The sequence below is a fragment of the Kitasatospora sp. NPDC048239 genome (assembly GCF_043202015.1).
Classification (GTDB): Bacteria; Actinomycetota; Actinomycetes; order Streptomycetales; family Streptomycetaceae; genus Kitasatospora.
The window spans coordinates 604,353-631,274 of the sequence record NZ_JBICZP010000002.1 but is presented as its reverse complement, the minus strand read 5'-3'; the positions used below and the strand labels follow the sequence as shown (position 1 = coordinate 631,274).

The window sequence follows — 26,922 nt, the reverse complement described above, 5'->3', positions numbered from 1 at the left end:
TGATCCATATGCGCCGAGCGAAAATTGTCTGCACCCTGGGTCCTGCCACGGACTCCTACGAACAGCTGAAGGCCATCGTCGAGGCGGGCATGAACGTCGCCCGACTGAACATGAGCCACGGCACCCACGCGGACCACGAGGAGCGGTACCGCAAGGTCCGCCAGGTCTCGGAGGACACCGGCAAGGCCATCGGCGTCCTGGCCGACCTCCAGGGTCCCAAGATCCGTCTGGCGACCTTCGCCAACGGCCCGGTGACCGTCGACAACGGCGACGAGTTCACCATCACCACCGAGGACGTCCCCGGTGACCAGCACATCTGCGGAACCACCTACAAGGGCCTGCCCGGCGATGTCAAGGCCGGCGACCCGATCCTGATCAACGACGGCGTCATCGCCCTGGAGGTCGTCAGCGTCGACGGCCCGCGGGTGAGGACCGTGGTCATCGAGGGCGGCGTGCTCTCGAACAACAAGGGCATCAACCTGCCCGGCGCGGCCGTGAACGTGCCCGCGCTGTCCGAGAAGGACAAGGACGACCTGCGCTTCGCCCTGGAGCTGGGCGTCGACATGGTCGCCCTCTCCTTCGTCCGCAACGCGGCCGACATCAAGGACGTCCACGAGGTCATGGACCAGGTCGGCATCCGGGTGCCGGTCATCGCCAAGATCGAGAAGCCCCAGGCCGTCGAGGCCATGGAGGAGATCGTCCTCGCCTTCGACGCCATCATGGTGGCCCGTGGCGACCTCGCCGTGGAGTACCCGCTGGAGCGGGTGCCGCTGGTGCAGAAGCGCCTGATCACGCTGGCCCGCCGGAACGCCAAGCCGGTCATCGTCGCCACCCAGATGATGGAGTCGATGATCCACGCCTCGCGGCCGACCCGCGCCGAGGTGTCCGACGTCGCCAACGCCATCCTGGACGGCACCGACGCGGTCATGCTGTCCGCCGAGTCCAGCGTCGGCAAGTACCCGGTCGAGACGGTCCGCACCATGAGCCGGATCGCCGAGAAGGCCGAGGAGGAGCTGCTCTCGCAGGGCCTCCAGCCGCTGAACCCGGGCCGCAAGCCGCGCACCCAGGGCGGCTCGATCGCCCGCGCCGCCTGCGAGCTGGGCGACTTCCTCAACGGCAAGGCTCTGGTCGCGTTCACCAAGTCCGGTGACACCGCCCGCCGTCTGTCCCGCTACCGCTCGCCGATCCCCGTGGTGGCGTTCACCCCGGACTCCGCGACCCGCAACCAGCTCTCGCTGAGCTGGGGCGTCGAGGCGTACGTGACCGAGCAGGTCGGTTCCACCGACGAGATGGTCGCCCAGGTCGACGGCGAGCTGCTGCGGATCGGAGAGCTGAACGAGGGCGACACCGTCATCGTCACGGCCGGCTCCCCGCCCGGTGTCCCCGGCAACACCAACATGGTCCAGGTGCACCACCTGGGCACCCGGAGCGAGTAGGGCCGGTAGGCCCGGCAAGAGCCCGGTACGAACGCCCGTGGGGCGGCCCCTCCGCAGTGGAGGGGCCGCCCCACGGGCGTTGTCGCTACTTGCTGCCGTCGCTACTTGTTGCCGGGGTAGGGCAGGTCGTCGTTGTAGAGCCGCATGCCGGGGATCTTCAGGGTGCCGCCGAACTGGCCGGCCTGGATCGCGGTGACGCCCTTCAGCTCCAGGTCCAGCGGGATCGGGATGGAGCCGATCAGGTCGTACAGCCAGCGCGGCAGGGTGTCCGGGGTGAGGGTGATCTCGCCCAGGTCGATCGGGATCGGCAGGCCGAGCACCTTCGAGAGGTGGCCGGAGAGCCGCTCGACGTACATCGTGACCGGGCCCTTGCGCATCGTCGAGGTCGAGCCCGGGGCCCCCTTGACGTGGAAGGTCTTGCCGTTCCCCTCCAGGGTCGACATGTCGAGGTTGTCGATGTCGACCGTGGAGACCACGAACTTCAGCACCCGCTTGGTGCCGGTGGGCGTCTTCACGTCGTACACGCCGTGGAAGGCCGCGCCGTACAGCGCGAGGCGGCTGGTCAGCAGCGTCCAGTTCTGCTCCGGCACGACGTGCTCGCCGACCGCCGCGCCCGCCGTCAGGCCGCGGGCGTCCACGGCGCAGTTCGGGTTGGCCGAGGGCGAGCCGGACGGCGTGCCCGAGGGCGTGGCGGCGGCCTTCGCGGAGGGCTTGGCCGAGGCGCCCGCCGACGGCGCCGTCTTCGGGCTCGCCTTGGGGCTCGCCTTGGCGGCGCCCGAGGCCTGTGCCCCGGGCTGGGGCTGGGTGCCGGCCGGGGCCTGGGTGCCGGGCTGGGCCGACGCGCCGGGCTGCGGACCGGACTGGGCCGCGGGCGGCTGCTGGGCGGTCGTCCCGCCTCCGCCCGACGGGGCCGGGGCCTGCGCGGACGCGCCGCCCGCCGCGGGCTGCACCGGGGCCGCCGCGCGGGCGTCCGGGGTGCTCGCACCGGCCGACGGCGAGGCGCCGGCGCTCGCCGACGGGCTGGGCGAGGCGTTCGGGTTGAGCAGCTTGCCGACGCCGCCGAGCAGGTCGTCGATCAGCCCGCTCTGGACGGCCCCGGTGCCGCCGCCCTGGTACACGGCGCTGACCGCGCCGGTGGTGGCGGGAGCGGTGGCCGCGGTCCGGGCGGGCGTGGGCGCGGCGGTCGGGGCCTGCGTCGGCGCCTGGGTCGGCGCGGCGGTCGGGGCCTGCGTCGGCGCCTGGGTCGGGGCGGCGGTGGGCGCCTGGGTGGGCGCCGCCGTCGGGGCCTGGGTGGGAACGGCCGTCGGACCGGTCGTCGGAGCGGTCGTCGGGACGGCGGTGGGACCGTCGGCCGGCGGGGTCAGCTCGCTCTTGGGAACGGGCGTCTCCTCCACCGGCGAGACGTCCGGGACGGACTCCGGCGCGGTGGCGCACGGCTTGCCGGCCGAGGTCTCGGCGATGGCCGAGCCGGGCGTGTAGGCGGCGGCCATCAGCAGCGCCGTGGGCACCGCGGCCATCGCCAGCGCGCGGCCTCTCAGCCGGACCCGGACGGGCGTCCTGGGCGCCGCGTGCCGGGCGGTGCGCTGCTCGGGCAGGGCCGGGCGGTCCTGCCGCTCGTCCGAGCCGGTCACCGTGCCTCCTTCTGGTCCCCGGACTGCTGCTGCGGGACGGTGCCCCCGGCGGCCGGGTCCGTGGCGGGGTGGGCGGGCTCGCCCTGGCCGGGGACGACCGGCAGCGGCGCGGTGGCGGGCTCGGTCGCGACGGCGGCGGCGGCAGTGGCGACGGTCGCGGGCTCGGTGGCCACCGACTGCGCGGTGCCCGTCTCGGCGGCCTTCGGCTCGGGCAGCGGCGCCCAGGCGACCATCAGGCCGCCGCCGATCAGGCCCGGCAGCAGCGCCATCCCGAAGCCGGCCAGGTTGGAGACCGGGATCGAGACCAGGGTGAGCAGGGTGGTGGCGACGCCGGAGAAGACCCGGACGGCCGGCTGGAACCAGGCGGTGAGGCCGAGCACGATCAGCAGGACGCCGATGATCAGCGATCCGGCGCCGGCCGTGGTCGCCATGGTCACCGTCATGCCGCTCAACGAGAGCTTGGCGTACGGGAAGTACATGACCGGGACGCCGGCCATCATGGCCAGCAGGCCCCCGTAGAAGGGACGGGACCGACGGAAGTTACGGAACACCCGACGCACCCACTGCGCGGGGTTCTCGTGCTCGGCGGGCCGCAGCCCGGCAAGGGCGCTGGACACGATGCAGCTCCTCGATGTCGTGAACGAGGGGGAAAAACGGGACGAGGAGGACCAGGGACGGCGCGCGCACCGCCCCCGGCCCCCCGGGTGCCGTGGTCGGTGACGGGCCGGACGGCCCGTCACCGGTCAACGGCCTAGTAGCACTCGTGGCCGCCGTCGGTGTGCAGCTGGAGCTTCAGGCCGTTCAGCTTGAAGGTGCCGGCCGAGGTGGCCCAGGCGGTCTGCTGCACGTGGTACAGGTCGGCCGTGTCGGCCGCCTGGGCGAAGCCGACGCCGCCGGAGGGCTTGCCGGAGCCGAGCGGCGACTTCCAGTTGGCGGTCGCGTCGCTCTTGACCGTCGAGGCGTCCTGGCCGATGTTGATGTTGCCGAACTCGGCGTCCGCGTTCAGCGAGTCCAGGTCGATCAGCAGGTTCTTGGCGCTGACCTGCTTGTCCTTGTCATCGGTGTTGCCGGCCTCCAGGCGGAGGGTGATCTTCGGCAGCTTCCAGGGCAGGCCCGGGATGATGTTGGGGTCCGTCACCACGGACTGGCAGAGGTTCTTGATCCGGGCCGTGTCGAACGCCGAGACGGCGATCGGGTGCGGCACGCCGCCGGCCTCGGCGTCGATCGAGCCGAACTGAACGAACTTGGTGCCGTGCAGTTCCTCGGCGGTGACCTTGAACTGCTGGCCGGAGACGCTGAACGACGCGGCGAGCGCGTTGTTCGCCAGGCTGACGCCCACCGCGGCGGTGGCCGCGAGGCTGGGCACCATCACCAGGGCGAAGCGCTTCCAACGGGTCTTGCCGTGGGTCTGGGACATACGAGTCCTCCTTCTAGGACGTACATCTCCGGCTCCCCGGCGGTGCGTCCCGCACCGGTGGGGGCCTGGGATGGGAGAGAGCTACGTCCTCGGTAGCGGAGAGCGCCTTGGGCGTCGTCGGACGCGGGAGCGGCCGGTATTCGGCTGCACTCCCGTCCCGGCACCGGCCACCCTTGCGGGGCGGCGGGCAGGACCGACGACATCGGCGATCACCCCCGAGCGACAACCAGCGACCGCGCGGGCCGCGCGGCCGGTTGAAGGACAGGAACCGCCGTGGGACCGCGGATACCCCCCTGCCCTCCCTGCCGACGGCCAGGGCCGGCGGCTCACCCGGTGGGGATCCCTCGCTCCGCTTCGCCGACGGGCTGTCGGCGGGGCTGGAGTCTCGGGACCGGGCGTCGCCGATCGTGCTTGAATCCCGGGCGAAGCACAAGGGGTTCATTACTGACGGGTAATCCAACAACAGATGCCGACGATCATGGAATCGGCCACTCACACACCCTGAGTGATGTCTTGAAGAAATCGTGACGGCGAAATCCCCCGGAAACGCCAGCGAAACACCCGTGGGTGGTCACATAAAGTGACCACCCACGGGTGTTGTCAAGATTTGGTAAACCTCTGCTCCGATGACCGGATTGTCGCCAAATCGTCAGCGACACCGCAGGTCATCAACCGTGCCGGAACGGACTCCGGCAGGCGGCCTCAGAACAGCACGCGGGCCAGTGCGCCACGCGCCGCCGTCACCCGCGGATCCTCGGGGCCGATCACCTCGAAAAGCTCCAACAGCCGTACCCGCGCGGCGTCCCGGTCCTCGCCGAAGGTCCGCCCGACGGTGTCCACCAGCCGGCCGAAGGCGTCCTCGACGTGACCGCCGACCAGGTCCAGATCGGCCGCCTCCAGCTGGGCGGCGACGTTCTTCGGGTCGGCCGCGGCCGCGGCGCGCACGGCCTGCGGGTCCAGCGCCTCCACCCGGCTCAGCAGCTGCGCCTGGGCCAGGCCCAGCTTGGCCTCGGTGTTGCCCGGCTGATCGGCCAGCACGTTCCGGTAGGCCTGGACGGCACCGCCCAGGTCCCCGCGGTCCAGCGCCTCGTGCGCCGCCGCCAGGGCCGGGTCCTCGGGCACGTACGGACCGGCCTCGCCCGCCTCCCCGGCGGGCGCCCCGGCGCCGCCGACGATGCCGAAGCGCTGCTCGGCGACCAGGATCAGCTGGTCCAGCACCTTGCGGACGTTGGCCTCGCTCTCGGCGCCCTGGAACAGCGGCACCAGCTGGCCGGCCACCACGGCCATCACGGCCGGGATGCCCTGGATGCCGAACTGCTGCGAGATCAGCGGGTTGGCCTCGACGTCGATCTTGGCGAGCACGATCCGGCCGGCGTACTCCTCGGCCAGGTGCTCCAGGATCGGGCTGAGCTGCTTGCAGGGCCCGCACCACTCGGCCCAGAAGTCGATGACCACCGGCACTTCGGTGGAGCGCTGGACGACCTCGGCCTCGAAGGTGTCCTCGGTGACGTCGATGACGAGCGGGTAGGCCGCCTCGACCGGGGCCACTCCGGCCGCTTCGGCGGCGGCCGCCTGGCGGGCCCGCTCGGCCTTGGCCTGCTCGGCCTTCTGGGCAGCCTCGCCGGCTGCCTTCACTGCGGCGAGGTCGACCGCACCGCGCAGGGCGGAGCTGTTGGGACGCGAATTCCGTGGCTGCATGGCACTATCCTCCCCCGTCTGCGCTGTCGGCGGGCACCAACCACCGGGAAAGTCGCTCCGCGGGGCCGCGCGCGCCTGGTTCCCGGGCGGGAGCCCCTCCCCCGATAGCCCGAACCGTTCGGCACGGATCCCCACCCGCGCCTGCGCCGCCCCCGTCCCACGGGTTGCGACGCCTGGTTGTCACTGCTTTCGCTACAGGTCGTAGCGTAACTGGACCCGGGCCCCCCGCCGCAACCCCCCGAGGCCATCCCGGGACGTGAGCTGCCCCACTTTCCCGCCCGGCCAGGCTGACCGGGACGCCGAACAGTCGCTACGGTTACCAGCCCCACCCAAGTTACTTACCGGTAGAACGCAAGGAGGCCCCGGTGTCGGCCGCCCAACCCCCCACGACCGCGCCGAGCCGGGACGCGGAGAGCACCGCGACCCGCGCCAAGGGGCGCCCGCGCAGCGCCGCCGCCGACCGCGCGATCCTGGACGCCACCCGGGAGACCCTGGCCGAGCTCGGCTGGGGCGGCCTGACCATGGGCCACGTCGCCACCCGCGCCAAGGTCGCCAAGACCACCCTGTACCGCCGCTGGCCCTCCAAGAACGAGCTGGTGGTCGACGCCGTCGCCAGCCTCTTCGACGAGCTGGTGATGCCGGACCTCGGCAGCCTGCGCGCCGACATCGAGGCCGTGGTGGCCCAGTTCGCCGACCTGCTGGCCCGCCCGGAGACCCAGGCCGCGCTGCTCGCGCTGTTCGCCGAGGGCACCCGCGACCCGCAGCTGCGCCGGCGGATCCGGGAGGCGATCGTCGACCCGCAGAAGCACCTGGTCCGCCAGGGCCGGGCCGCCGCCCAGACCCGCGGCGAACTCGCCCCGGACGCCGACGAGGCGACCGCCGACGAGGAGATCGACATCATCTTCGACACCATCGCCGGGACGGTCGAGCACCGGGTGCTGGTCAGCGGCGAGCCGATCACCGCCGACTGGACGCGGCGCTTCACCAACCTGCTGCTCGGGCCCTTCCCCAGCCTCTCGGCGGGCTGAGCGCACGCCGAACCGCCCCGCACGGTCCTCGTGCGGGGCGGTCCGGAGAAGCCCGGAGCGGACCTAGAACATTGCGGTCTCCCGGTAGATCCCCCACTCCTCGCGCAGCAGGTTGCAGATCTCGCCGAGCGTGGCCTCGGCCCGCACGGCGTCCAGCATCGGGGGGATCATCGACTCGCCCGAGCGCGCCGCCGCCAGCATCGCGTCCAGCCCGGCCCGCACCGCCGCCTCGTCCCGGGCCGCCCTGCGCTCGCCCAGCACCCGCACCTGCTCGCGCTCGACCTCGTGGCTGACGCGCAGGATCTCCAACTCGGGGGTGACGCTGCGCGGGTGGCAGTTGACGCCGACGACCCGCTTCTCGCCCTTCTCCACGCCCTGCTGGTACTGGAAGGCCGCCTCGGCGATCTCCCCGGTGAACCAGCCCTCCTCGATCCCGCGCAGGATGCCGGAGGTGATCGGCCCGATCGCGTGGTCCTCGCGGCCCTTGTCCAGACGGCTCTTGTCCAGGATCTGCTGGAAGATCGCCTCGGCCTGCTCCTCGATCCGGTCGGTGAGCGCCTCGACGTACCAGGAGCCGCCCAGCGGGTCGGCCACATTGGCCACGCCGGTCTCCTCCATCAGCACCTGCTGGGTGCGCAGGGCGATCTCGGCGGCCTGCTCCGAGGGCAGCGCCAGGGTCTCGTCCAGGGCGTTGGTGTGCAGCGAGTTGGTGCCGCCGAGGACGGCCGACAGCGCCTCCACCGCGGTGCGCACCACGTTGTTGTACGGCTGCTGCGCCGTCAGCGAGACGCCGGCGGTCTGGGTGTGGAAGCGCAGCCACTGCGCCTTGTCGGTCTTGGCGCCGAAGCGCTCGCGCATCCAGCGGGCCCAGATCCGGCGGGCGGCCCGGAACTTCGCGATCTCCTCGAAGAAGTCCAGGTGCGCGTCGAAGAAGAAGGACAGGCCGGGCGCGAAGACGTCCACGTCCAGGCCCCGGGAGAGGCCCAGCTCGACGTAGGCGAAGCCGTCCGCCAGGGTGTACGCCAGCTCCTGCGCGGCCGTCGCCCCGGCCTCGCGGATGTGGTAGCCGGAGACGGAGAGCGGCTTGTACGCGGGGATGCCCTCGGCGCAGTAGGCCATCAGGTCGCCGATCAGGCGCAGGTGCGGCTCGGGGGCGAAGAGCCACTCCTTCTGGGCGATGTACTCCTTGAAGATGTCCGTCTGGAGGGTGCCGTTCAGCACCGCCGGGTCGACGCCCTGGCGCTCGGCGGCGACCAGGTACATGCAGAAGATCGGCACGGCCGGGCCGCTGATCGTCATCGAGGTGGTGACCTCGCCGAGCGGGATGCCCTTGAACAGCACCTCCATGTCGGCGGCCGAGTCGATGGCCACACCGCAGTGGCCGACCTCGCCGAGCGACTTGCCGTCGTCCGAGTCGTAGCCCATCAGGGTCGGCATGTCGAAGGCGACCGAGAGGCCGCCGCCGCCCGAGTCCAGGATCATCCGGTAGCGCTCGTTGGTCTGCTCGGCGTTGCCGAAGCCGGCGAACTGGCGGATGGTCCAGGTCCGCCCCCGGTAGCCGGTGGCGTGCAGACCGCGGGTGTACGGGTACTCGCCCGGCCAGCCGATCCGCTCGAAGCCCTCGACGGCCTGCCCGGGGGCCGGTCCGTAGACCGGCTCGACCGTGTCGCCGGAGAGGGTGGTGAAGTCCGCGTCCCGCTTGCGGGCGCTGTCGTACCGCTGCTGCCAGCGCTGCCGGCCGCGCTCGATCTCCTCGGCGTCCATGGCTCCGAACTCCGCTCCGTACGGCCGCCACGGCACCGGGGCGACACAGTTGTTAGGACGTCCTACTAATTTACTCGGACGTCCTAGTAATTGTCGATGGCGACAGGCCGGAAGCGGGTGAACAGCGGTGGAACGACACGAAAGGCGCCCCTCCCGTCGGGAGGAGCGCCTCTGCGGCCGTGCGGGTCAGACGCCGGCCGACTGACGGGCGCCGGCGGCGGGCAGCTGCTCGGCGGCCTCGCGCACCACGCGCCGCTCGGCGACGAAGGACGCGAACGGGATGCAGCCGGCGGCGAGGGTGAAGACCAGCCGGCCCAGCGGCCACTTGAGCTTCTGGCCGAGCAGGAAGGTCACCACGAAGTACCCGATGTAGAGGTAGCCGTGCAGCATCGCCACGTAGGTGGTGACGTCCTCGGCCGTGTCGAAGCCGTACTTCGCGACCATGAAGCCGCAGAACACCAGCAGCGCGACACCGGTCGCGATCGCCAGGGCCCGGTACCAGCCCAGCAGGGGGGTCGCCTTCATACTCACATCGCCTCGCTTGGCAGGATCGGCAGGTACGTCCGGATCTGCGCACCGCTCCGAACGAGGGTAGCCGCCTTCACGGCCGCCGCCGCGCAGGCCCCCGGGGCGGCGGCTACGGCGCCTCGCCGGCCTCCGGCTCGGTGAAGTCCCCCGCCGCCACGCGCAGCGGCCTCAGCAGGTCGAACACCTGGCGGCACTGCTCGGGGCCGTACTCCTCCAGCCCGAACTCCATCGCCATCAGGTCCCGGGTGGCCCCCTCGACCACCTCGCGGCCCCGGTCGGTGATGGCCGCGAGCACGCCCCGGCCGTCCAGCGGGTTGGGGTGGCGGGCGACCAGGCCGGCCCGCTCCAGGCGGTCGACGGTGTTGGTGACGCTGGTCGGGTGGACCATCAGACGCTCGCCGACCTTGGAGAGCGACAGCTCGCCGGTCCGGCTGAAGGTGAGCAGCACCAGCGCCTCGTAGCGGGCGAAGGTCAGCCCGTACGGCTTGAGCACCGCGTCCACCCTGGCGAGCAGGATCTGGTGCGCGCGCATGATCGAGGTGATCGCCGCCATGGAGGGGACCGCGCCCCAACGGCGGGTCCACAGCTCGTCGGCGCGATCGATCGGGTCGAAGTCGAGTGCGAGGGGCTTGGCCACCTCCTTACCGTACCGGCGCATGGGTCGCGTGCTACCAGTCGTCCTGATGGTGGACAAGCGCGACACGTGGCGGGATCACGCCAGCCGGATCGCCAGGTACGTACCAGCTCGTTACGCGGGTGTGAACCCCCGCCAACCGACCCCCGACCGGCGGCCGTTGGTCCCCGAACCGGGCGCCCGGCCCATGATCAGGCCTCGGTTCGGGCGGTAACCCGCTGCAAGAGCAGGTGTTTTGAGGGCATTTGTCGGCCTGTTCACAATCCACCGGTCTGGCGAGACCTGGCCAATAGGTGAACCAGACCTGTCATTTCACACGTTGGATTGTCATGCTTTCGCCCAGCCCCGTACCGGCGGTCACCACCCCACTCACGGTGACCTGCCAATCGACCGCACGGAGCAGCACGCCAGCGCCCGTTCCCGCCCCTCAAGGTGCCAACCCCGGCACCACGGGATGCGGCGCAACCGCGCACCCGCGGTTTTCCGGAAGGACCTGTACGTGAAGCGCAAGCTCGCAGCCGTCGCCGTACTCTCCGCCACCGCCCTCCTCACCGGCGTCGTCCAGGTGAGCACCGCCGCCCAGGCCGCCCCCACCCCCGCCGCCGACGCCCAGGCCGCCCAGCAGCGCGCCGCCGTCGTCGCGCTGGCGAACGGTCAGGCCGGCCCGCTGGCCCAGGCCCTCGCCCTGGGCGGCCAGGAGCAGCTGGTCGCCAAGGACGCCGTGATCGACGCCGACGGCACCCGGCACCTGCGCTTCGAGCGCACCTACGCCGGCCTGCCCGTCCTCGGCGGCGACCTGGTCGTGCACCAGGCCGCCGACGGCGCGGTGGAGTCGGTCGACAAGGCCGTCACCGAGCAGATCGCCCTGCCGAGCCTGAGCCCGAAGCTCTCCGCCGACAAGGCCGCCGCCCAGGCCGCCGGCGCGGTGCAGGCCACCGTCGGCATAGCCGCCGACAAGGACGAGTCGCCGCTGCAGAAGGTCCACCAGACCGGCGCCGCCAAGCTGGTCGTCTGGGCCGCCGACGGCAACCCGCGGCTGGCGTACCAGACGGTCGTCGAGGGCGTCCGGGCCGACGGCACCCCGAGCAGCCAGCAGCTGGTCACCGACGCCGCCAGCGGCGAGGTGCTCTCCACCCACGAGCAGGTGCAGACCGCGACCGGCTCCGGCAAGGGCGTCTTCGTCGGCACCGTCCCGCTGACCACCTCCACCGCCAGCGGCGGCTACTCCCTGAAGGACGCCTCCCGCGGCGGCCAGTCCACCGTCGACTTCAAGAACCGGACCTCCGGCTCGGGCACCCTGTACACCGACGCGGACAACGCCTGGGGCAACGGCCTCGCCTCCAACACCCAGTCCGCCGCCGTGGACGCCCAGTACGGCGCGGCCGCCACCTGGGACTTCTACAAGAACACCTTCGGCCGCAACGGCATCAAGAACAACGGCGTCGGCGCCACCAGCCGCGTCCACTACGGCAAGAACTACGTCAACGCCTTCTGGAGCGACGCCTGCTTCTGCATGTCGTACGGTGACGGCGCGAGCAACTCCCACCCGCTGACCGAGATCGACGTGGCCGGCCACGAGATGACCCACGGCGTCACCTCGGCCACCGCCAACCTGAACTACTCGGGCGAGTCCGGCGGCCTCAACGAGGCCACCTCGGACATCTTCGGCACCATGGTCGAGTTCTACGCCAACCTCGCCACCGACACGCCGGACTACCTGATCGGCGAGGAGATCGACCTCAACGGCGACGGCACCCCGCTGCGCTACATGGACAAGCCCTCCAAGGACGGCGGCTCGGCCGACTCCTGGTCCTCCTCGGTCGGCGGCCTGGACGTCCACTACTCCTCCGGCGTCGGCAACCACTTCTTCTACCTGCTGGCCGAGGGCAGCGGCGCCAAGACCATCAACGGCGTCAGCTACAACAGCCCGACCTCCAACGGCTCCACCGTCACCGGGATCGGCCGGGACAAGGCCGCGGCGATCTGGTACCGCGCGCTGACCGTGTACTTCACCTCCACCACCAACTACAAGGCCGCCCGCACCGGCACCCTGAAGGCGGCGGCGGACCTGTACGGCTCCACCAGCACCGAGTACCAGGCGGTTGCGGCCGCGTGGAGCGGCGTCAACGTCAACTGACGCCACGGCAGCGGTACGGACGCCCGGGACCCTCGGCGGAGGGGGCCCGGGCGTCCGCGCGTCCGCCCCCGCCGGCTCGTAGCAGCGCCTCCGGGGGGCGGCAAGGGGCCCCGCGGTGGCGGGATCCCGCCATCACCGCAAACCCCCCGATAACGGTCAGCGGCCGCAGCCGAACCAGCAGTCCCAGCGCACTGGCGAGACCTGGCCAATAGGCGCGGGCGCCCTGTCCTCAGCCCCCACGAATTGTCATGCTTCTGTCCAAAGCCCCGTTCGGCGGCCGTCACCCCCACCCCCGACGGCTCGCCGAGGACCGCACGGGAGCAGCACGTCAACGCCCGTACCGCCCCACGGCGCCAACCCCGGCGCCCCGGTATGCGGCGTGACCGCGCACACGCGGTTTCGTGGAAGGAACCCCGTACGTGAAGCGAAAGCTGACAGCCGGAGCCGTACTCTCCGCCGCCGCCCTGCTGGCCGGCGCCATCCAGGTCGCCGCCGCCCCCGCCCAGGCCTCCGCCCCCTCGGTGGCGCAGCAGCGCGACGCGCTGATCGCCCTGGCGGACGGCCAGGCCGCCCCGGTGGCCGCGGCGCTCGGGCTCGGCGGCCAGGAGCGACTGGTCGTCAAGGACGCGGTGGTGGACGCCAACGGCGACCGCCACCTGCGCTACGAGCGGACCTTCGGCGGCCTGCCGGTCCTCGGCGGCGACCTGATCGTGCACCAGCGGGCCGGCGGCGCGATCGCCTCGGTGGACCGCGCCTTCGACGGGCGGCTGGCGCTGCCCGGCCTGACCCCGAAGCTCTCCGCCGACCAGGCCGCCGCCCAGGCGACCGGCGCGGTCCGGGCCACCATCGGCATCGCGGCCGACAAGGACGAGTCGGCGATCAGCCGGGTCGACGGCGCCGGCGCGGCCACCCTGGTGGTCTGGGCCGCCGACGGCAACCCGCGACTGGCGTACCAGACGGTGGTCCAGGGCCAGCGGGCCGACGGCACGCCGAGCAGCCAGCGGATGGTCACCGACGCGGCCACCGGCGCAGTGCTCTCCACCCACGAGGAGGTCCAGACCGCGACCGGCAGCGGCAAGGGCGTCCACGTCGGCTCGGTCACCCTGACCACCACCCAGAGCGGGTCGACCTACCAGCTCAAGGACGCCTCCCGGGGCAACCAGTCGACCGGCAACGCCGCCGCCGGGAACGCGGTGTTCACCGACGCGGACAACGTCTGGGGCAACGGTCTCGCCTCCAACGCCCAGTCCGCCGCCGTGGACGCCCAGTACGGCGCCGGCGCGACCTGGGACTTCTACAAGAACACCTTCGGCCGCAACGGCATCAAGAACAACGGTGTCGGGGCGACCAGCCGGGTCCACTACGGCACCAACTACGTCAACGCGTTCTGGAGCGACGCCTGCTTCTGCATGACCTACGGCGACGGCGCGGGCAACACCCACCCGCTGACCGCGATCGACGTGGCCGGCCACGAGATGACCCACGGCGTCACGGCGGCCACCGCCGGGCTGGTCTACTCGGGCGAGTCCGGCGGCCTCAACGAGGCCACCTCGGACATCTTCGGCACCATGGTCGAGTGGTACGCCAACCTGCCGGGCGACGTGCCGGACTACTGGATCGGCGAGAAGCTCAACCTCAACGGCAACGGCACCCCGCTGCGCTACATGGACAAGCCCTCCAAGGACGGCGCGTCCAAGGACTCCTGGTACTCCGGGGTCGGCAACGTGGACGTGCACTACTCCTCGGGCGTGGCCAACCACTTCTTCTACCTGCTGGCCGAGGGCAGCGGCGCCAAGACCATCAACGGCGTCAGCTACAACAGCCCGACCTCCAACGGCTCGACCATCGTCGGCATCGGCCGGAACAAGGCCGCGGCGATCTGGTACCGCGCGCTGACCGTGTACTTCACCTCCACCACCAACTACAAGGCCGCCCGCACCGCGACCCTGAAGGCGGCGGCGGACCTGTACGGCCTGAACGGCACCGAGTACAACACGGTGGCCGCGGCCTGGAGCGCGGTGAACGTGTAGCGCTCCCCGGAAACACCGACAGGCTGTCGCGGCCCACGGGAGAGGAGGCCGCGGCAGCCTGTCGGCCTGCCGCCGGGCGGGTCAGGCCGCGGCGGGCTTGGGCGCCGGCGCGAGCTCGCCGCGCTCCTCCCTGGCCAGGGTCCGCTCGGCGAAGAAGCCGCCGGTGGGCAGCACCGAGAGGACGAACAGCAGGATGCCGCGCTTGGCGTCCCACTTCTGCGTCTGCCAGGCCATGATCCAGAACACCACGTACAGGACGAACAGGACCCCGTGGATCATGCCCATCGCCGGTACGGCGTTGAAGCTGGTGGTGCGCTTGAGGACCGAGCACACCAGCAGCAGGAGGAAGGAGAGGCCCTCGGGGCCCGAGACCAGGCGCAGGCGGTGGACGGCACTGCTGTTCACGATGGGTACCTCGATGCGGGGTCGGAGATCGCTTGTGAACCGGCTCACAAGCATCCCCGCCATTATCACCGAGCACATGTCCGGACCATCGGCCGGGGCCCCCGGCGTGCCCGATGTCACAGCCCTGCAGCAGATCGCCGCCGACCGCCGCGGCCCGTCGGCCCGCGCCCCTATCCTGCTGCCGCGCGGCCCGGGCGGTCCGGGCGCCGTCCGCATCGCACCACGGGGGTACGACCGATGTTCAAGCCGGACTGGGACCGAAGGACCTGCGCCAGGCGCGGCCACATCACCTACGCGCCGACCGAGCCCGACCTGGGCCGCCGCCTGCACGCCGCCACCGCGCTCGGCGACGCCTGGCGCTGCCTGCGCTGCGGGGACTTCGCGCTCGGCGCCCCGCACGGCTCCGGACCGGCGCAGGACGCTCCGCTGGTGCCCCGCGGCAAGGCCCTGCGGGACCTCTTCATCCTGCGCTTCCTGGCGGTCGAGCGGCTGCTGCGCGGGCTGCTGATCGTCGTGGTGGCCTGGGGCGTCTGGAAGTTCTCCAACAGCCAGGACGCGGTGCGCCGGGTCTTCGACGAGAACCTGACGGTCTTCAAGCCGGTGACCGAGCACTTCCACTGGGATCTGGAGCACTCCCCGATCGTCGACACCATCCGCAGGACCTTCGACTACAAGCACAGCACCCTGATGATCGTCGCCGCGGCGCTCCTGGTGTACGCGCTGATCGAGATCGTCGAGGCGGTCGGGCTCTGGCGCGGCCGGCGCTGGGCCGAGTACCTGACCGTGGTGGCCACCGCGGCCTTCCTGCCGCTGGAGGTGTACGAGCTGACCGAGCACATCAGCGCGGTCAAGATCGGCACGCTGGCGCTGAACATCGTCGCGGTGCTCTGGATCCTGCTCTCCAAGCGGCTCTTCGGCCTGCGCGGCGGCGTGGTGGCCTTCGAGGCGGAGCGCCACTCGGCCTCGCTGCTGGAGGTCGAGCTCGCCGCCGGGGCGGTGCCGCCGGGGGCCCGCACCCCGGTCTGATCCGAGCCGTTTTGTCGCAGACCGGTACCAGAACGCCGACACCCCCTCCCCCGCGCCCGCCGAATCCCGCTACATTGCGGCGGTGGCACAGTTTCGACTCCAGGGGTCCAAGACGCTCGCCGTCGACATGACGGGCGATGGCGTGAAAGCCAGAAACGGCTCAATGGTCGCGTACACCGGCCAGATGAACTTCAAGAAGCTCACCGGCGGCGGCGACGGTCTGCGCGGCATGGTGACCCGCCGACTGACCGGTGAGCAGATGACGGTCATGGAGGTGAAGGGGCAGGGCACCTGCTACTTCGCCGACCGGGCCACCGAGATCAACCTGGTCCGGTTGAACGGCGAGACGCTGTACGTCGAGTCGGACAACCTGCTCTGCACCGAGGGCACGCTGAAGACCGGCACCACGTTCACCGGGCTCAACGGCATCTCCTCCGGCAACGGCCTGTTCACCACCAAGGTCGAGGGCCACGGCTGGGCGGCCGTCACCTCCAAGGGTCCCGCGATCATCCTGCGGGTCTCCCAGGGGATGCCGCTGCGGGTCGACCCGGGGGCGTACGTGGCGCACACCGGCAACCTGAACCGCAGCCTGAAGTCGGGCGCGGGCTGGTCCACCTTCATCGGCGAGGGCGGCGGCGAGGCCGTCCAGGTGGAGTTCGCCGGCGAGGGCCTGGTCTACGTGCAGCCGTCCGAGAAGCTCACCGTCGGGGGCGACGTCTGATGCCGTTCACCAGGATCAACAACAAGATGATCGAGGCCCGGGTCGTCCCCGGGCAGCGGCTCTTCAGCCAGCGCGGCGCGATGCTCGCGTACACCGGCGAGGTCCGCTTCACCCCGAACGTGATGGGCGGGCAGGGCGGGGTCATGTCGATGATCGGACGCCGGGTGGCCAACGAGGACACCCCGCTGATGACCGTCGAGGGCCAGGGCACCGTGATGTTCGGCCACGGCGGCCACCACGTCCACGTGATCGAGCTGGCGGGCGACACCCTGTGCGTCGAGGCCGACCGGCTGCTGGCCTTCGAGGGCTCGCTGCAGCAGTCCACCATGTTCATGGGCTCGCAGGGCGGCGTGATGGGCATGGTCCGCGGCCAGGTCACCGGCCAGGGCCTGTTCACCACCAAGCTGGACGGCCACGGCTCGGTCGCGGTGATGGCGCACGGCGGCGTCTTCGAGCTGCCGATCACCCCGCACCAGCCGGTGCACGTCGACCCCCAGGCCTACGTCGCACACCGCGGCCAGGTCCAGAACAAGCTGTCCACCGCGCTGGGGTGGCGCGACATGATCGGCCGCGGTTCCGGCGAGGGCTTCCAGCTGGAGCTGTCCGGGAACGGCACGGTGTTCGTGCAGGCGAGCGAGGAGAAGCTCTGATGTCCTACCCGCCGCAGCCCCCGTACGGGCAGCCGAGCGACCCGTACGGACAGCAGTCGCCGTACAACCAGCCGACCCAGCCCGGGTTCCCGGCCGCCCCGCCGCCCGGCTACGGGCAGCAGCCCGGGCAGCAGCCGTACCCGCAGCAGGGCGGCTACCCGCCCCCGCCGCCGCAGGGCTACCCGCCGGCGCCCCCGCAGAACTACGCCCAGGAGCAGTTCGGCGGCGCCCAGGCCCCGCTGCCCAAGGCGCAGGACGGCTCCGGCCCGGTGGTGCACGACGCGCACAGCCTGCCCGTCAACGACAACGTCAACCCGTACGCCTTCTCGGTCGACCTGAACGGGTCGTACTTCCTGCAGAAGGGCAAGATGATCGCCTACTACGGCGACATCTCCTTCAAGGGCGTCGGCGCCGGGGCGATCGACCGGATGCTCGGACAGCACTTCAACTCGCCGATGCACGCGGCGGACTGGGTGGTCGCCGAGGGCCGCGGCAAGCTGCTGCTGGCCGACCGGGCCTTCGACCTCAACTCCTACGACCTGGAGGAGGGGAACCTGACCGTCCGGTCGGGAAACCTCCTCGCCTACGAGCCGACGCTGCGGCTCAAGCAGTCGATCATCCCGGGCTTCCTCACCCTGATCGGCTCCGGCAAGTTCGTGGCCGCCTCCAACGGCCCGGTGCACTTCGTCGAGCCCCCGATCCGGGTGGACCCGCAGGCGCTGGTCGGCTGGGCGGACTGCCCCGCGCCGTGCCACCACTACGACCACGACTACATGCACGGCGTGATCGGCGGGATCCGCCGGCTGACCGGTCTCGGCGGGGCCTCCGGCGAGGAGCACCAGTTCGAGTTCATCGGCGCCGGCCAGGTGCTGCTGCAGTCCAGCGAGGTGCTGATGGCCGAGCGCGCGGTCGGCCAGGTGCACGCCGAGGCGGGCGTGCCGATGGGCGGCGTGCCCTCGCAGCACGCGGCCGGCCACGGCGGCCAGCTGCCGAACGTGAACGTCCCCGGTCTCGGTAACCTGGGCGACCTCGGACGGCGTTTCGGTCTGTAAACTTGTACAAGATTTAACTAAATAGTATGCTGTGCGCATGGACACGCACACGCTCGACGCCGACGACGTCTCCTCCTCGCGTCCCGAGGAGGAGACCCCCTGGCTCACCGCCAGGGAGCAGCGGCTGTGGCGCGCCCATCTGGAGGTCGCCAAACTGCTGGACTACCAGCTCGGCCGCGAACTCCAGCCGCACAACCTCGCGATCAACGACTACGAGATCCTGGTCGTGCTCTCCGAGGCGCCCGAGCGCCGGATGCGGATGACCGACCTGGCCACCGCGACGCTCCAGTCCAAGAGCCGGCTCTCGCACCAGATCACCCGGATGGAGACGGCCGGGCTGGTGCTGCGCCAGGAGTGCCCGGGCGACCGCCGCGGCCTCTACGCCCACCTCACCGAGCAGGGCTGGGCGACCATGCAGAAGGTCGCCCCGGACCACGTCCGCAGCGTCCGGGCGCACTTCATCGACCGCTTCAGCGCAGAGCAGCTGGACGCGATGTACGAGGCGCTGGCGCCGATCGCCGAGCACCTGCGCGGCCTGCGCGGCCGGTCCTGAAGCCGGTCCTGAGACCGTCCGGACGCGATGAGGGCCGCTCCCCGTGCGGGGAGCGGCCCTCATCGCGTCCGGTCAGCCCCGGGTGAGCCCGGAGACCAGCTCGTCCGCGGCGCCGTACGGGTCCAGCCCGCCGGCCACCACCCGCTCGGCCAGGCTCGCCAGGTGGCGGTCGCCGTGCAGGTCGCCGATCCGGGCGCGCAGGGTGGCCAGCGCGATCGCCTCGATCTCGTCGGCGGCCCGGCGCCGGCGGCGCACCGCCAGCTCGCCGCTCTCCTCCAGCCAGGCGCGGTGCTTCTCCAGCGCCTCGACCACCTCGTCCACGCCCTCGCCGCGGGCCGCGACGGTCTTCACGATCGGCGGCCGCCACGCCCCCGGCTCGCGGGCCTCGCCGAGGCCGAGCATGTGGTTCAGCTCGCGGGCGGTGGCGTCGGCGCCGTCCCGGTCGGCCTTGTTGACCACGAAGACGTCGCCGATCTCCAGGATCCCGGCCTTGGCGGCCTGGATGCCGTCGCCCATCCCGGGGGCGAGCAGCACCACGGTGGTGTCCGCCTGCGCGGCGACCTCCACCTCGGACTGGCCCACGCCGACCGTCTCGACCAGGATCACCTCGCAGCCGGCCCCGTCCAGCACCCGCAGCGCCTGCGGGGCCGTCCAGGAGAGCCCGCCGAGGTGGCCGCGGGTGGCCATCGAGCGGATGAACACCTCGCGGTCGGTGGCGTGCTCCTGCATCCGGACCCGGTCGCCGAGCAGCGCGCCGCCGGAGAACGGCGAGGACGGGTCGACGGCCAGCACCCCGACCCGCTTGCCGAGCCGGCGGTAGGCGGAGACCAGCGCCGAGGTCGAGGTGGACTTGCCCACGCCGGGCGAGCCGGTCAGCCCGACCGTGTAGGCCTGTCCGGTGTACGGGGCGAGCGCCGCCATCGCCTCGCGCAGCTGCGGGGCGGCGTTCTCGACCAGGGAGATCAACCGGGCCACGGCCCGCGGGCGGCCCTCGCGAGCCTGCTCGACCAGCGTCGCGACATCGATCATCAGCAGCTCCTAGCGCCGAAGGGCTGCGGACCGCCGGTGGCGGTCCGCAGCCCGAAGGTATGTCAGATGATCAGGCCTGCGGAACGCGGACGATCAGCGCATCGCCCTGGCCGCCGCCACCGCACAGCGCGGCCGCCCCGACGCCGCCGCCGCGGCGCTGGAGCTCCAGCGCCAGGTGCAGCACCACGCGGGCGCCCGACATGCCGATCGGGTGGCCGAGCGCGATCGCGCCGCCGTTGACGTTGACGATGTCGGCGTTGACGCCGAGGTCCTTCATCGACTGGTGGGCGACGGCCGCGAACGCCTCGTTGATCTCGATCAGGTCGAGGTCGGCGACCTCCAGGCCCTCCTTGGCCAGCGCGTGCTTGATCGCGTTGGACGGCTGCGACTGCAGGGAGTTGTCCGGGCCGGCCACGTTGCCGTGCGCGCCGATCTCGGCGATCCAGGTCAGGCCCAGCTCCTCGGCCTTGGCCCTGCTCATCACGACCACGGCGGCGGCGCCGTCGGAGATCTGCGAGGAGGTGCCGGCGGTGATCGTGCCGTCCTTGGTGAAGGCCGGGCGCAGCTTGGCCAGGCCCTCGACGGTGGTGTCCGCGCGGATGCCCTCGTCCTGGCTGAAGACGACCGGCTCGCCCCGGCGCTGCGGGATCTCCACCGGGACGATCTCGGCCTCGAACACGCCGTTCTGCTGCGCCTTGGCGGCCCGCTGGTGCGAGGCGGCGGCGATCTCGTCCTGGGCCTCGCGCGGGATGCCCAGCCGGGCGTTGTGCTTCTCGGTGGACTCGCCCATCGGGATGTTCTCGTAGGCGTCGGTGAGGCCGTCGTACGCCATGGCGTCCAGCAGCTCGATCGCGCCGTACTTGTAGCCCTCGCGGGACTTCGGCAGCAGGTGCGGGGCGTTGGTCATGGACTCCTGGCCGCCGGCCACCACGATGTCGAACTCGCCGGCCCGGATCAGCTGGTCGGCCAGCGCGATCGCGTCGAGGCCGGAGAGGCACACCTTGTTGATGGTGAGCGCCGGGACGTTCAGCGGGATGCCGGCCTTGACGGCCGCCTGGCGGGCCGGGATCTGGCCGGCGCCGGCCTGCAGCACCTGGCCCATGATCACGTACTGGACCTGGTCACCCGTGACACCGGCCCGCTCCAGGGCCGCCTTGATCGCGAAGCCGCCGAGCTCGGCACCGGTGAAGCCCTTGAGTGAACCGAGCAGGCGCCCCATCGGGGTCCTTGCACCGGCAACGATCACAGAGGTGGTGTTGGTCATGGGACGGGCCCCTTCGCACGTCGTGGCCAGGTGAGGATGCCGCTCAATGTACTGACCTGTTACCCGCCCGTCACCGGAGCGACGGTGTGATCGAGCGCACTGGCACTGTCCAGTCAACACCGTGTCAGGACGATCCGGGTGAACCCCGGCCGTGTGAGCAGGCTCGCACCAGGGAGACTGGCGCGCTCCGGCCGCATGCGCTGCACTGTTGCCGTCCGCTGCCCGCTCGCACCCGGAGGTCACCGTGCTGACCCGTATCGACCACATCGGCATCGCCTGCTTCGACCTCGACAAGACGGTCGAGTTCTACCGCGCCACCTACGGCTTCGAGGTGTTCCACAGCGAGGTCAACGAGGAGCAGGGGGTGCGCGAGGCCATGCTCAAGATCAACGACACCGGCGACGGCGGCGCCTCCTACCTCCAGCTGCTGGAGCCCACCCGGCCGGACTCCACCGTCGCAAAGTGGCTGGACAAGAACGGCGAGGGCGTCCACCACATCGCCTTCGGGACCGCCGACGTGGACGGCGACTCCGAGGCCATCCGCGGCAAGGGCGTCCGGGTCCTCTACGAGCAGCCGCGGATCGGCTCGATGGGCTCGCGGATCACCTTCCTGCACCCCAAGGACTGCGGCGGCGTCCTGACCGAGCTGGTCACCTCCGCCGAGCCCGGCGAGCACTGACCGCCCTCCCCCCGGGGCGCGGGTGCCGTCCCCGGACGGCACCCGCCGAGGCGTCCGGCTCGTCATGACCCGTCAGTAATGTCGCCCCGCGCCCGGAAAACACCTACGCGGCCATTCCCCCGCCGGGCGCTCCCACTACAATGCCCAGGTGCGCGAAGACTCCGGGGGACGGAGACGACGGGCACGGCCGATGACAGGCCTGTCCGCCCTCCGGTGGTCGGCCCGTCGCAGGGGAGTCCATTACGCGGGCACGGCTGAACAGTCGCAGTTCGGATCTGTCACCATTCTCCACAAGGCAAGAGTTCGCCCAGGAGTCCACCCGGACGGGGGAACGCGGAACCACCGCGCTCCCGTACCCAGGACTCCGACGACCGTGGCGGGCCTCCCCAGACTTGTTGGGGGTGTCCACCGGCCGCGGATGCAAGGACCAGTCGGACGCGGGCCCCGGACCACGGGAGCCCGGGAACGGCCGGGTCGAGGACGCGACCAGGAGATGGATGGGACCGCGGAGTGCGGGGCTACGACCGCTACGAGGTTGACGATCACCTCTCCCAGTTCGAGGCCGAGATGGATCGGACTCGGAAGGAGCGGGACAAGTCAGTCGAGCATGCCGAGGACCTCGCCTATCAGGTGGAGGTGCTCCGGGCCAAGCTGCACGAATCCCGTCGCATGCTCGCCCAGCCGCGCGCCTTCGACGCCGTTTCCGGCCAGGCCGAGCAGATGCTCCGCACCGCCGAGATGCAGGCCCAGCAGCTGCGCGCCGACGCCGAGCGACAGCTTCGCGACTCCCAGGCGGCCACCCAGCGGCTGATGGCCGAGGCCGCCGAGCGCACCGCCCGCCTGGAGGCCGAGCTCACCGCGCGCCGCCGCCAGCTGGAGGAGGAGCTCGTCGAGCTCCGCCGCAGCGCCGAGCAGCACGTCAACGAGAACGTCAACTGGGCCGAGCAGACCAGGGCCGGTACCGAGCAGGAGGCCCAGCGCCTGCTCCAGGAGGCCCGCGCCGAGGCCGACCGGTTGATGGCCGCCGCCCGCGCGGAGGCCTCCGCCCTCTCCGACCACGCCCGTGCCCAGACCGCGGCCGATGTCGACGCCGCCCGCGGCGAGGCCCAGGCCGCCGCCGAGGCCGCCCTCCAGCGCGCCCAGAGCGACGCCGAGCGCCTGCTGCGGGCCGCCTCCGAGCAGGCCCAGCAGGCCAGCGCGCAGGCCGCCGCCGACGTCAACGCCGCCCGCGGCGAGGCCCGACAGCAGCTGGCCGGCGCGCACGCCGCCGCCGAGCAGCAGCTCACCGCCGCCCATGCTGAGATCGGCCGGCTCAAGGAGCAGGCCGCCGCCGAGCAGGCCCGCGCCGAGGAGGCCCTCGGCCACGCCCAGGCCGAGATAGAGCGGCTGCGCGGCGAGGCGATCGCCGAGGCCGAGCGCACCCGCCGGGAGGCCACCGAGCTGCGCGCCCAGGCCGAGGTCGCCGCCGAGCAGCTGCAGGCCGACGCCGAGGCCGCCGCCGAGCGCAAGGTCGCCGACGGCGAGGCCGCCAGCGAGCAGCGCTCGCAGACCGCCCGGGCCGAGGTCGCCCGGATGGTCGCCCACGCCACCAAGGAGGCCGAGGCCCTCAAGGCCGAGGCCGCCACCAAGCAGGCCGAGGCCGAGGCGGCCAGGGCCGCCGCCGCCGAGGAGAGCGAGCGGCTGCGCGCCACCGCCGAGTCGGTGGCCGGCCAGCTGCGCGCGGAGGCCGAGGCGGCCATCGCCGAGCTGCGGGCCCAGGCCGAACGGGACGTCGCCGAGCTGCGCGCCCAGGCCGAGTCCGCCGCCGAGCAGCTGCGCGGGGAGGCCCACGAGGAGGGCCGGGCAGCCGGCGCCAAGGACGCCACCGTCCACCTCGCCAAGGCCGCCAAGACCGCCGAGGAGGTGCTCGCCCGGGCCGACCAGGACGCCGAGACCACCCGCGGCGAGGCCGCCGCCGAGGCGGAGCGGATCCGCTCCGAGGCCGCCGCCGAGGCCGAGCGCCTGCGCGAGCAGGCCCAGGCCGCCGTCGAGCAGGCCCAGAACGCCGCCCTGGACGACGCGGCCGGCATCCGCGAGCGGATGCAGCAGATGCAGGACGAGGCCGCCCGGCTGCGCGCCGAGGCGGAGGAGCTGCGCGCCCAGGCCGCCGCCGAGGCCGACCGGGTGCGCGGCGAGGCCCGCCGCCAGGCCGTCGTGCAGATCGAGGAGTCGGCGAAGAGCGCCGAGGAGCTGCTCACCAGGGCCAAGGCCGACGCGGACGAGCTGCGGGCGGGCGCCGCCGGCGAGATCGAGCGGCTGCGCGCCCAGACCAAGGAGCAGGCCGCCGAGACCCAGGGGCGGGCCGAGCAGACCCTCACCCGGGCCCGCGCCGAGGCCGGGAAGATCACCGCCACCGCCGAGCAGCAGGGCCAGGACGCCCTCGCCGCCGCCAAGGCCGCGGCCGCCGAGAACCGGGCCGCCGCCGAGCGGGAGACCGCCGAGCTGCGCCGCGAGGCCGCCGACTTCGACCAGCGGGTGCGCGCCGAGGCCGGCGCCGCCGCCGAGGCGGTGCGCTCCGACGCACAGGCGCAGGCCGCGGCCGTCCGCGACGCCGCGGTGGCCGCCGCCGAGCGGCTGCGGACCGAGACCGACGCCGAGCTGGCCCGGGTGCGCGGTGAGGCCGAGGCCGCCGCGAACGCGCTGCGCGAGGAGAGCCGGCGCGAGCACGAGGAGGCCGCCGCCGGGCTGCTTCGCGAGCGCGAGGAGAGCGCCGAACAGCTGGCCGCCGCTCGGACCGCCCGTGAGCAGGCCGAGCAGGCCGCGGCGGAGCTCACCGAGCGCACGGCCGCCGAGACGACCGCCCTGCGCGAGGCCGCCGACGCCCACGCCGACCGCGTCCGCACCGAGGCCGAGCAGACCGCCGCCGAACTCACCGAGCGCACCACCGCCGAGACCGCCGCCCGCTGGGAGTCCGTCGAGGCCGCCGCGGCGGAGCTCACCGAGCGCACGGCCGCCGAGACGACCGCCCTGCGCGAGGCCGCCGACGCCCACGCCGACCGCGTCCGCACCGAGGCCGAGCAGACCGCCGCCGAACTCACCGAGCGCACCACCGCCGAGACGACCCGGCTGCACGCCGAGGCCGAGCAGGCGCTGGAGGCCGCCCGGACCGCCGCCGAGGAGCGGCAGACCGAGTCCCGGCAGGCCGCCCGGGCGCTGCGCGAGAAGGCCGAGGCCGAGCTGGCCTTCGCCAACGAGCAGGCCGCGACCGTCCGCGCCGAGGCCGGCCGGGAGCTGTCCGAGGCCCGGGCCACCGCCGACTCCGTGCGCGCCGAGGCCGACACGGTGCTGGAGCAGGCCCGCACCGAGGCGGACGCGGTGCTGGAACAGGCCCGCACCGACGCCGACGAGCTGACCGACGCCGCCCGCGCCGCCGGGGCCGCGCTGGTCTCCACCGCCGAGGACGACGCCGCCGAGGTCCGCCAGTCGGTGGCCGGGATGCACGAGGCCGCCTCCCAGCAGATCGCCGCTCTCAAGGCCACCGCCGAACGCGAGGCCGCCGAGCTCCGCGAGCAGGCCGAGCAGGACGCCGCCGAGCTTCGCGACACCGCCGAGCGCGAGAGCGCCGAACTGCGCGCCCTGGCCGACCGCGAGACCACCGAGCAGCGCGACACCGCCGACCGGGAGACCGCCGAGCAGCGCGCCCTGGCCGACCGGGAGACCGCCGACCTGCGGGCCAGGACCGCCGCCGAGGTCGCCGCGCTGCGCGAGCAGACCGACCTGGAGCTCACCGCCGAGCGCGAGGCCGCCGAGGCCGAACTGGGCCGCCGGCGCGCCGAGGCGCAGGCCTACGACGAGCGGCTGCGGGCCGGCGCCGAGGACGAGCTCCGGGCCGCCCAGGAGTCCGCCGAACGGCTGCGCGCCGAGGCCGAGGCACTGGCCGCCCGGACGGTGGCCGCCGCCGACGAGCGGGCCGCCGCCGCGATCGCCGAGGCCGAGGACTTCGCCGCCTCGCTGCGGGCCGAGGCCGAGGAGTACGCGCTGGCCACCCGGACCCTCGCGGACGACTACGACACCGCGACCCACGCCCGCGCCGACGCCTTCGACGCCGACACCCGCGAGGCCGCCGAGCAGTTCGACCGGGCCACCCGCGAGAAGGCCAACTCCGTTCTGGAGAAGGCCTTCGCGGACGCCGAGGCGCTCGGCGAGGACGCCCAGACCACCGCGCTGGCCACCACCGCCGCCGCCGAGGAGCAGGCGGACGCGATGGTCGCGGCCGCCCGCAAGGAGGCCGACCGGCTGGTCGCGGCCGGCGAGGCCGCCGGCCAGGCCGAGGTCGAGAAGGGCCGGGCCGACGCCGACGCGCTGCTCTCCGAGGCCCGCCGGGACGCCACCGCGATCCGCGAGCGCGCCGAGGAGCTGCGCGAGCGCACCGACGCCGAGGTGGAGGCGCTGCACGAGCGGGCCCGCAAGGAGAACGCGCAGGCCATGAAGTCGGCCGGCGAGCGGGTGGACGCGCTGGTGACGGCCGCCCAGGAGCAGCTGACCGAGGCCGAGGAGCAGGCGGTGGCCGCCGTCGCCGAGGCCGAGGAGCGCGCGGCGGCGCTGGTCGCGGCCGCCGAGGACCGTGCCAACGAACTGACCTCGGAGGCGTCCGCCGAGGCCAGCAAGGTCCGGATCTCCGCCGTCCGCAAGGCGGAGGGCCTGCTCAAGGAGGCGGAGACCAAGCTCGCCGACTCCACCGACCGCGCCGAGGCCCTGATCATCAAGGCCGAGGCCAAGCTGAAGTCCGCCCAGGACGACGCCGAGGAGCGGCTCGAATCCGCCTCGGCCGAGGCGGAGAAGCGGCTGCGGGGCGCCGACGAGGCCGCCGACGAGCAGATCGAGCTGGCGAAGTCGGAGGCCGAGCGGCTGCTCGCCGAGGCCCGCACCGAGGCCAAGCGGGTCACCGACGAGGGCCGCCGCGAACTGGACGAACTGGTGCGCCGCCGCAAGGACATCAACACCGAGATCTCCAGGGTGCAGGACGTGCTGTCCGCCCTGGAGGCCTTCGAGGCGCCGTCACCGGCCGCACCGGCCAACGGGGGAAGCAACACCAAGAAGGACGGGGGTGCCAAGGCCGGTGCCGGAGTTGGCTCACCCCGGTCGGGTGGCAATCGCTCCGGTGGCGCACCACCCGATTGAGCGGACATTCTCCGCGATGCATCGGCATTTCGCCGACGACACTCCGGTACCGTGTCAGGATTCCCTCAACCACCTCAGCG

The 26,922-nt window shown here is 72.7% G+C and carries 21 protein-coding genes; 11 read left to right on the top strand and 10 right to left on the bottom strand.

All coding sequences use genetic code 11. The features are described from left to right. Positions 1-8 precede the first annotated feature (8 nt). Positions 9-1,436, top strand: a complete 1,428-nt coding sequence (gene pyk, locus ACGFZP_RS06915; RefSeq protein WP_387945256.1) for a pyruvate kinase — start codon at positions 9-11, stop codon at positions 1,434-1,436. A gap of 101 nt (positions 1,437-1,537) precedes the next feature. Here the strand turns inward: pyk and ACGFZP_RS06910 are convergent, their stop codons facing one another. From ACGFZP_RS06910 to ACGFZP_RS06895, 4 genes are all read right to left on the bottom strand, one after another. Next, positions 1,538-3,067 carry a hypothetical protein gene (locus tag ACGFZP_RS06910; RefSeq protein WP_392929342.1) on the bottom strand — a complete coding sequence of 510 codons (1,530 nt, stop codon included), beginning with the start codon at positions 3,065-3,067 and terminating at the stop codon, positions 1,538-1,540. Further along, positions 3,064-3,684 (bottom strand): DUF6114 domain-containing protein, encoded by a 621-nt coding sequence (locus tag ACGFZP_RS06905; RefSeq protein ID WP_392929340.1) that lies wholly within the window; start codon positions 3,682-3,684, stop codon positions 3,064-3,066. The genes ACGFZP_RS06910 and ACGFZP_RS06905 overlap by 4 nt, the downstream gene beginning before the upstream one ends. A 134-nt stretch (positions 3,685-3,818) precedes the next feature. After that, a complete protein-coding gene (locus ACGFZP_RS06900; protein WP_392929338.1) occupies positions 3,819-4,484 on the bottom strand; it encodes a DUF6230 family protein in 666 nt (221 codons plus the stop codon). Positions 4,485-5,186: 702 nt separating this feature from the next. Beyond that, positions 5,187-6,182, bottom strand: a complete 996-nt coding sequence (locus ACGFZP_RS06895; protein ID WP_392929336.1) for a tetratricopeptide repeat protein — start codon at positions 6,180-6,182, stop codon at positions 5,187-5,189. Positions 6,183-6,547: 365 nt separating this feature from the next. On the opposite strand from ACGFZP_RS06895, the gene ACGFZP_RS06890 reads away from it, so the two are divergent. Continuing rightward, positions 6,548-7,210: a TetR/AcrR family transcriptional regulator gene (locus tag ACGFZP_RS06890; RefSeq protein ID WP_392929334.1), complete on the top strand. Its 663-nt coding sequence runs from the start codon at positions 6,548-6,550 to the stop codon at positions 7,208-7,210. 63 nt (positions 7,211-7,273) lie between these two features. On the opposite strand, the gene ACGFZP_RS06885 is transcribed toward ACGFZP_RS06890, so the two are convergent. The 3 genes from ACGFZP_RS06885 to ACGFZP_RS06875 form a co-directional block, all read right to left on the bottom strand. After that, positions 7,274-8,974, bottom strand: coding sequence for a methylmalonyl-CoA mutase (locus ACGFZP_RS06885; RefSeq protein ID WP_392929332.1), 1,701 nt, complete (start codon positions 8,972-8,974; stop codon positions 7,274-7,276). 186 nt (positions 8,975-9,160) lie between these two features. Then, positions 9,161-9,499, bottom strand: coding sequence for a DUF3817 domain-containing protein (locus ACGFZP_RS06880; RefSeq protein ID WP_392929329.1), 339 nt, complete (start codon positions 9,497-9,499; stop codon positions 9,161-9,163). A gap of 112 nt (positions 9,500-9,611) precedes the next feature. Beyond that, positions 9,612-10,139 (bottom strand): MarR family winged helix-turn-helix transcriptional regulator, encoded by a 528-nt coding sequence (locus ACGFZP_RS06875; protein WP_392929327.1) that lies wholly within the window; start codon positions 10,137-10,139, stop codon positions 9,612-9,614. A gap of 496 nt (positions 10,140-10,635) precedes the next feature. Here ACGFZP_RS06875 and ACGFZP_RS06870 point away from each other — a divergent pair, with 496 nt between their 5' ends. Both ACGFZP_RS06870 and ACGFZP_RS06865 read left to right on the top strand, forming a co-directional pair. Then, the gene (locus tag ACGFZP_RS06870; protein ID WP_392929325.1) at positions 10,636-12,273 is read left to right on the top strand and encodes a M4 family metallopeptidase; all 1,638 of its coding nucleotides are present in this window, start codon (positions 10,636-10,638) and stop codon (positions 12,271-12,273) included. A 419-nt stretch (positions 12,274-12,692) separates the two neighbouring features. Further along, positions 12,693-14,303, top strand: coding sequence for a M4 family metallopeptidase (locus tag ACGFZP_RS06865; protein ID WP_392929323.1), 1,611 nt, complete (start codon positions 12,693-12,695; stop codon positions 14,301-14,303). An 81-nt stretch (positions 14,304-14,384) separates the two neighbouring features. On the opposite strand, the gene ACGFZP_RS06860 is transcribed toward ACGFZP_RS06865, so the two are convergent. Further along, a complete protein-coding gene (locus ACGFZP_RS06860; protein WP_392929321.1) occupies positions 14,385-14,762 on the bottom strand; it encodes a DUF3817 domain-containing protein in 378 nt (125 codons plus the stop codon). A gap of 183 nt (positions 14,763-14,945) precedes the next feature. Between ACGFZP_RS06860 and ACGFZP_RS06855 the strand changes: the two genes are divergently transcribed. From ACGFZP_RS06855 to ACGFZP_RS06835, 5 genes are all read left to right on the top strand, one after another. Continuing rightward, positions 14,946-15,734 carry a DUF2127 domain-containing protein gene (locus ACGFZP_RS06855; protein ID WP_392929320.1) on the top strand — a complete coding sequence of 263 codons (789 nt, stop codon included), beginning with the start codon at positions 14,946-14,948 and terminating at the stop codon, positions 15,732-15,734. 82 nt (positions 15,735-15,816) lie between these two features. Further along, the gene (locus ACGFZP_RS06850; protein WP_392929318.1) at positions 15,817-16,455 is read left to right on the top strand and encodes an AIM24 family protein; all 639 of its coding nucleotides are present in this window, start codon (positions 15,817-15,819) and stop codon (positions 16,453-16,455) included. Then, positions 16,455-17,105 (top strand): AIM24 family protein, encoded by a 651-nt coding sequence (locus ACGFZP_RS06845; protein WP_392929317.1) that lies wholly within the window; start codon positions 16,455-16,457, stop codon positions 17,103-17,105. Before ACGFZP_RS06850 ends, ACGFZP_RS06845 begins: the two co-directional genes overlap by 1 nt. Before the next feature lie 239 nt (positions 17,106-17,344). Next, positions 17,345-18,157 carry an AIM24 family protein gene (locus ACGFZP_RS06840; protein ID WP_392929676.1) on the top strand — a complete coding sequence of 271 codons (813 nt, stop codon included), beginning with the start codon at positions 17,345-17,347 and terminating at the stop codon, positions 18,155-18,157. Positions 18,158-18,194: 37 nt separating this feature from the next. Continuing rightward, complete coding sequence (locus ACGFZP_RS06835; protein WP_392929316.1) at positions 18,195-18,710, top strand: MarR family winged helix-turn-helix transcriptional regulator; 516 nt, start codon at positions 18,195-18,197, stop codon at positions 18,708-18,710. Between the two features lie 72 nt (positions 18,711-18,782). Here ACGFZP_RS06835 and meaB read toward each other — a convergent pair whose 3' ends face one another. Together meaB and ACGFZP_RS06825 are read right to left on the bottom strand one after the other, a co-directional pair. Then, positions 18,783-19,739 (bottom strand): methylmalonyl Co-A mutase-associated GTPase MeaB, encoded by a 957-nt coding sequence (gene meaB, locus ACGFZP_RS06830; protein WP_392929314.1) that lies wholly within the window; start codon positions 19,737-19,739, stop codon positions 18,783-18,785. 70 nt (positions 19,740-19,809) lie between these two features. After that, a complete protein-coding gene (locus ACGFZP_RS06825) occupies positions 19,810-21,003 on the bottom strand; it encodes an acetyl-CoA C-acetyltransferase (protein ID WP_392929312.1) in 1,194 nt (397 codons plus the stop codon). Between the two features lie 244 nt (positions 21,004-21,247). Between ACGFZP_RS06825 and mce the strand changes: the two genes are divergently transcribed. Both mce and ACGFZP_RS06815 read left to right on the top strand, forming a co-directional pair. After that, positions 21,248-21,682: a methylmalonyl-CoA epimerase gene (gene mce / locus ACGFZP_RS06820; protein ID WP_392929674.1), complete on the top strand. Its 435-nt coding sequence runs from the start codon at positions 21,248-21,250 to the stop codon at positions 21,680-21,682. A 510-nt stretch (positions 21,683-22,192) separates the two neighbouring features. Then, positions 22,193-26,842 (top strand): hypothetical protein, encoded by a 4,650-nt coding sequence (locus tag ACGFZP_RS06815; RefSeq protein ID WP_392929311.1) that lies wholly within the window; start codon positions 22,193-22,195, stop codon positions 26,840-26,842. The last annotated feature ends 80 nt before the right edge of the window (positions 26,843-26,922 follow it).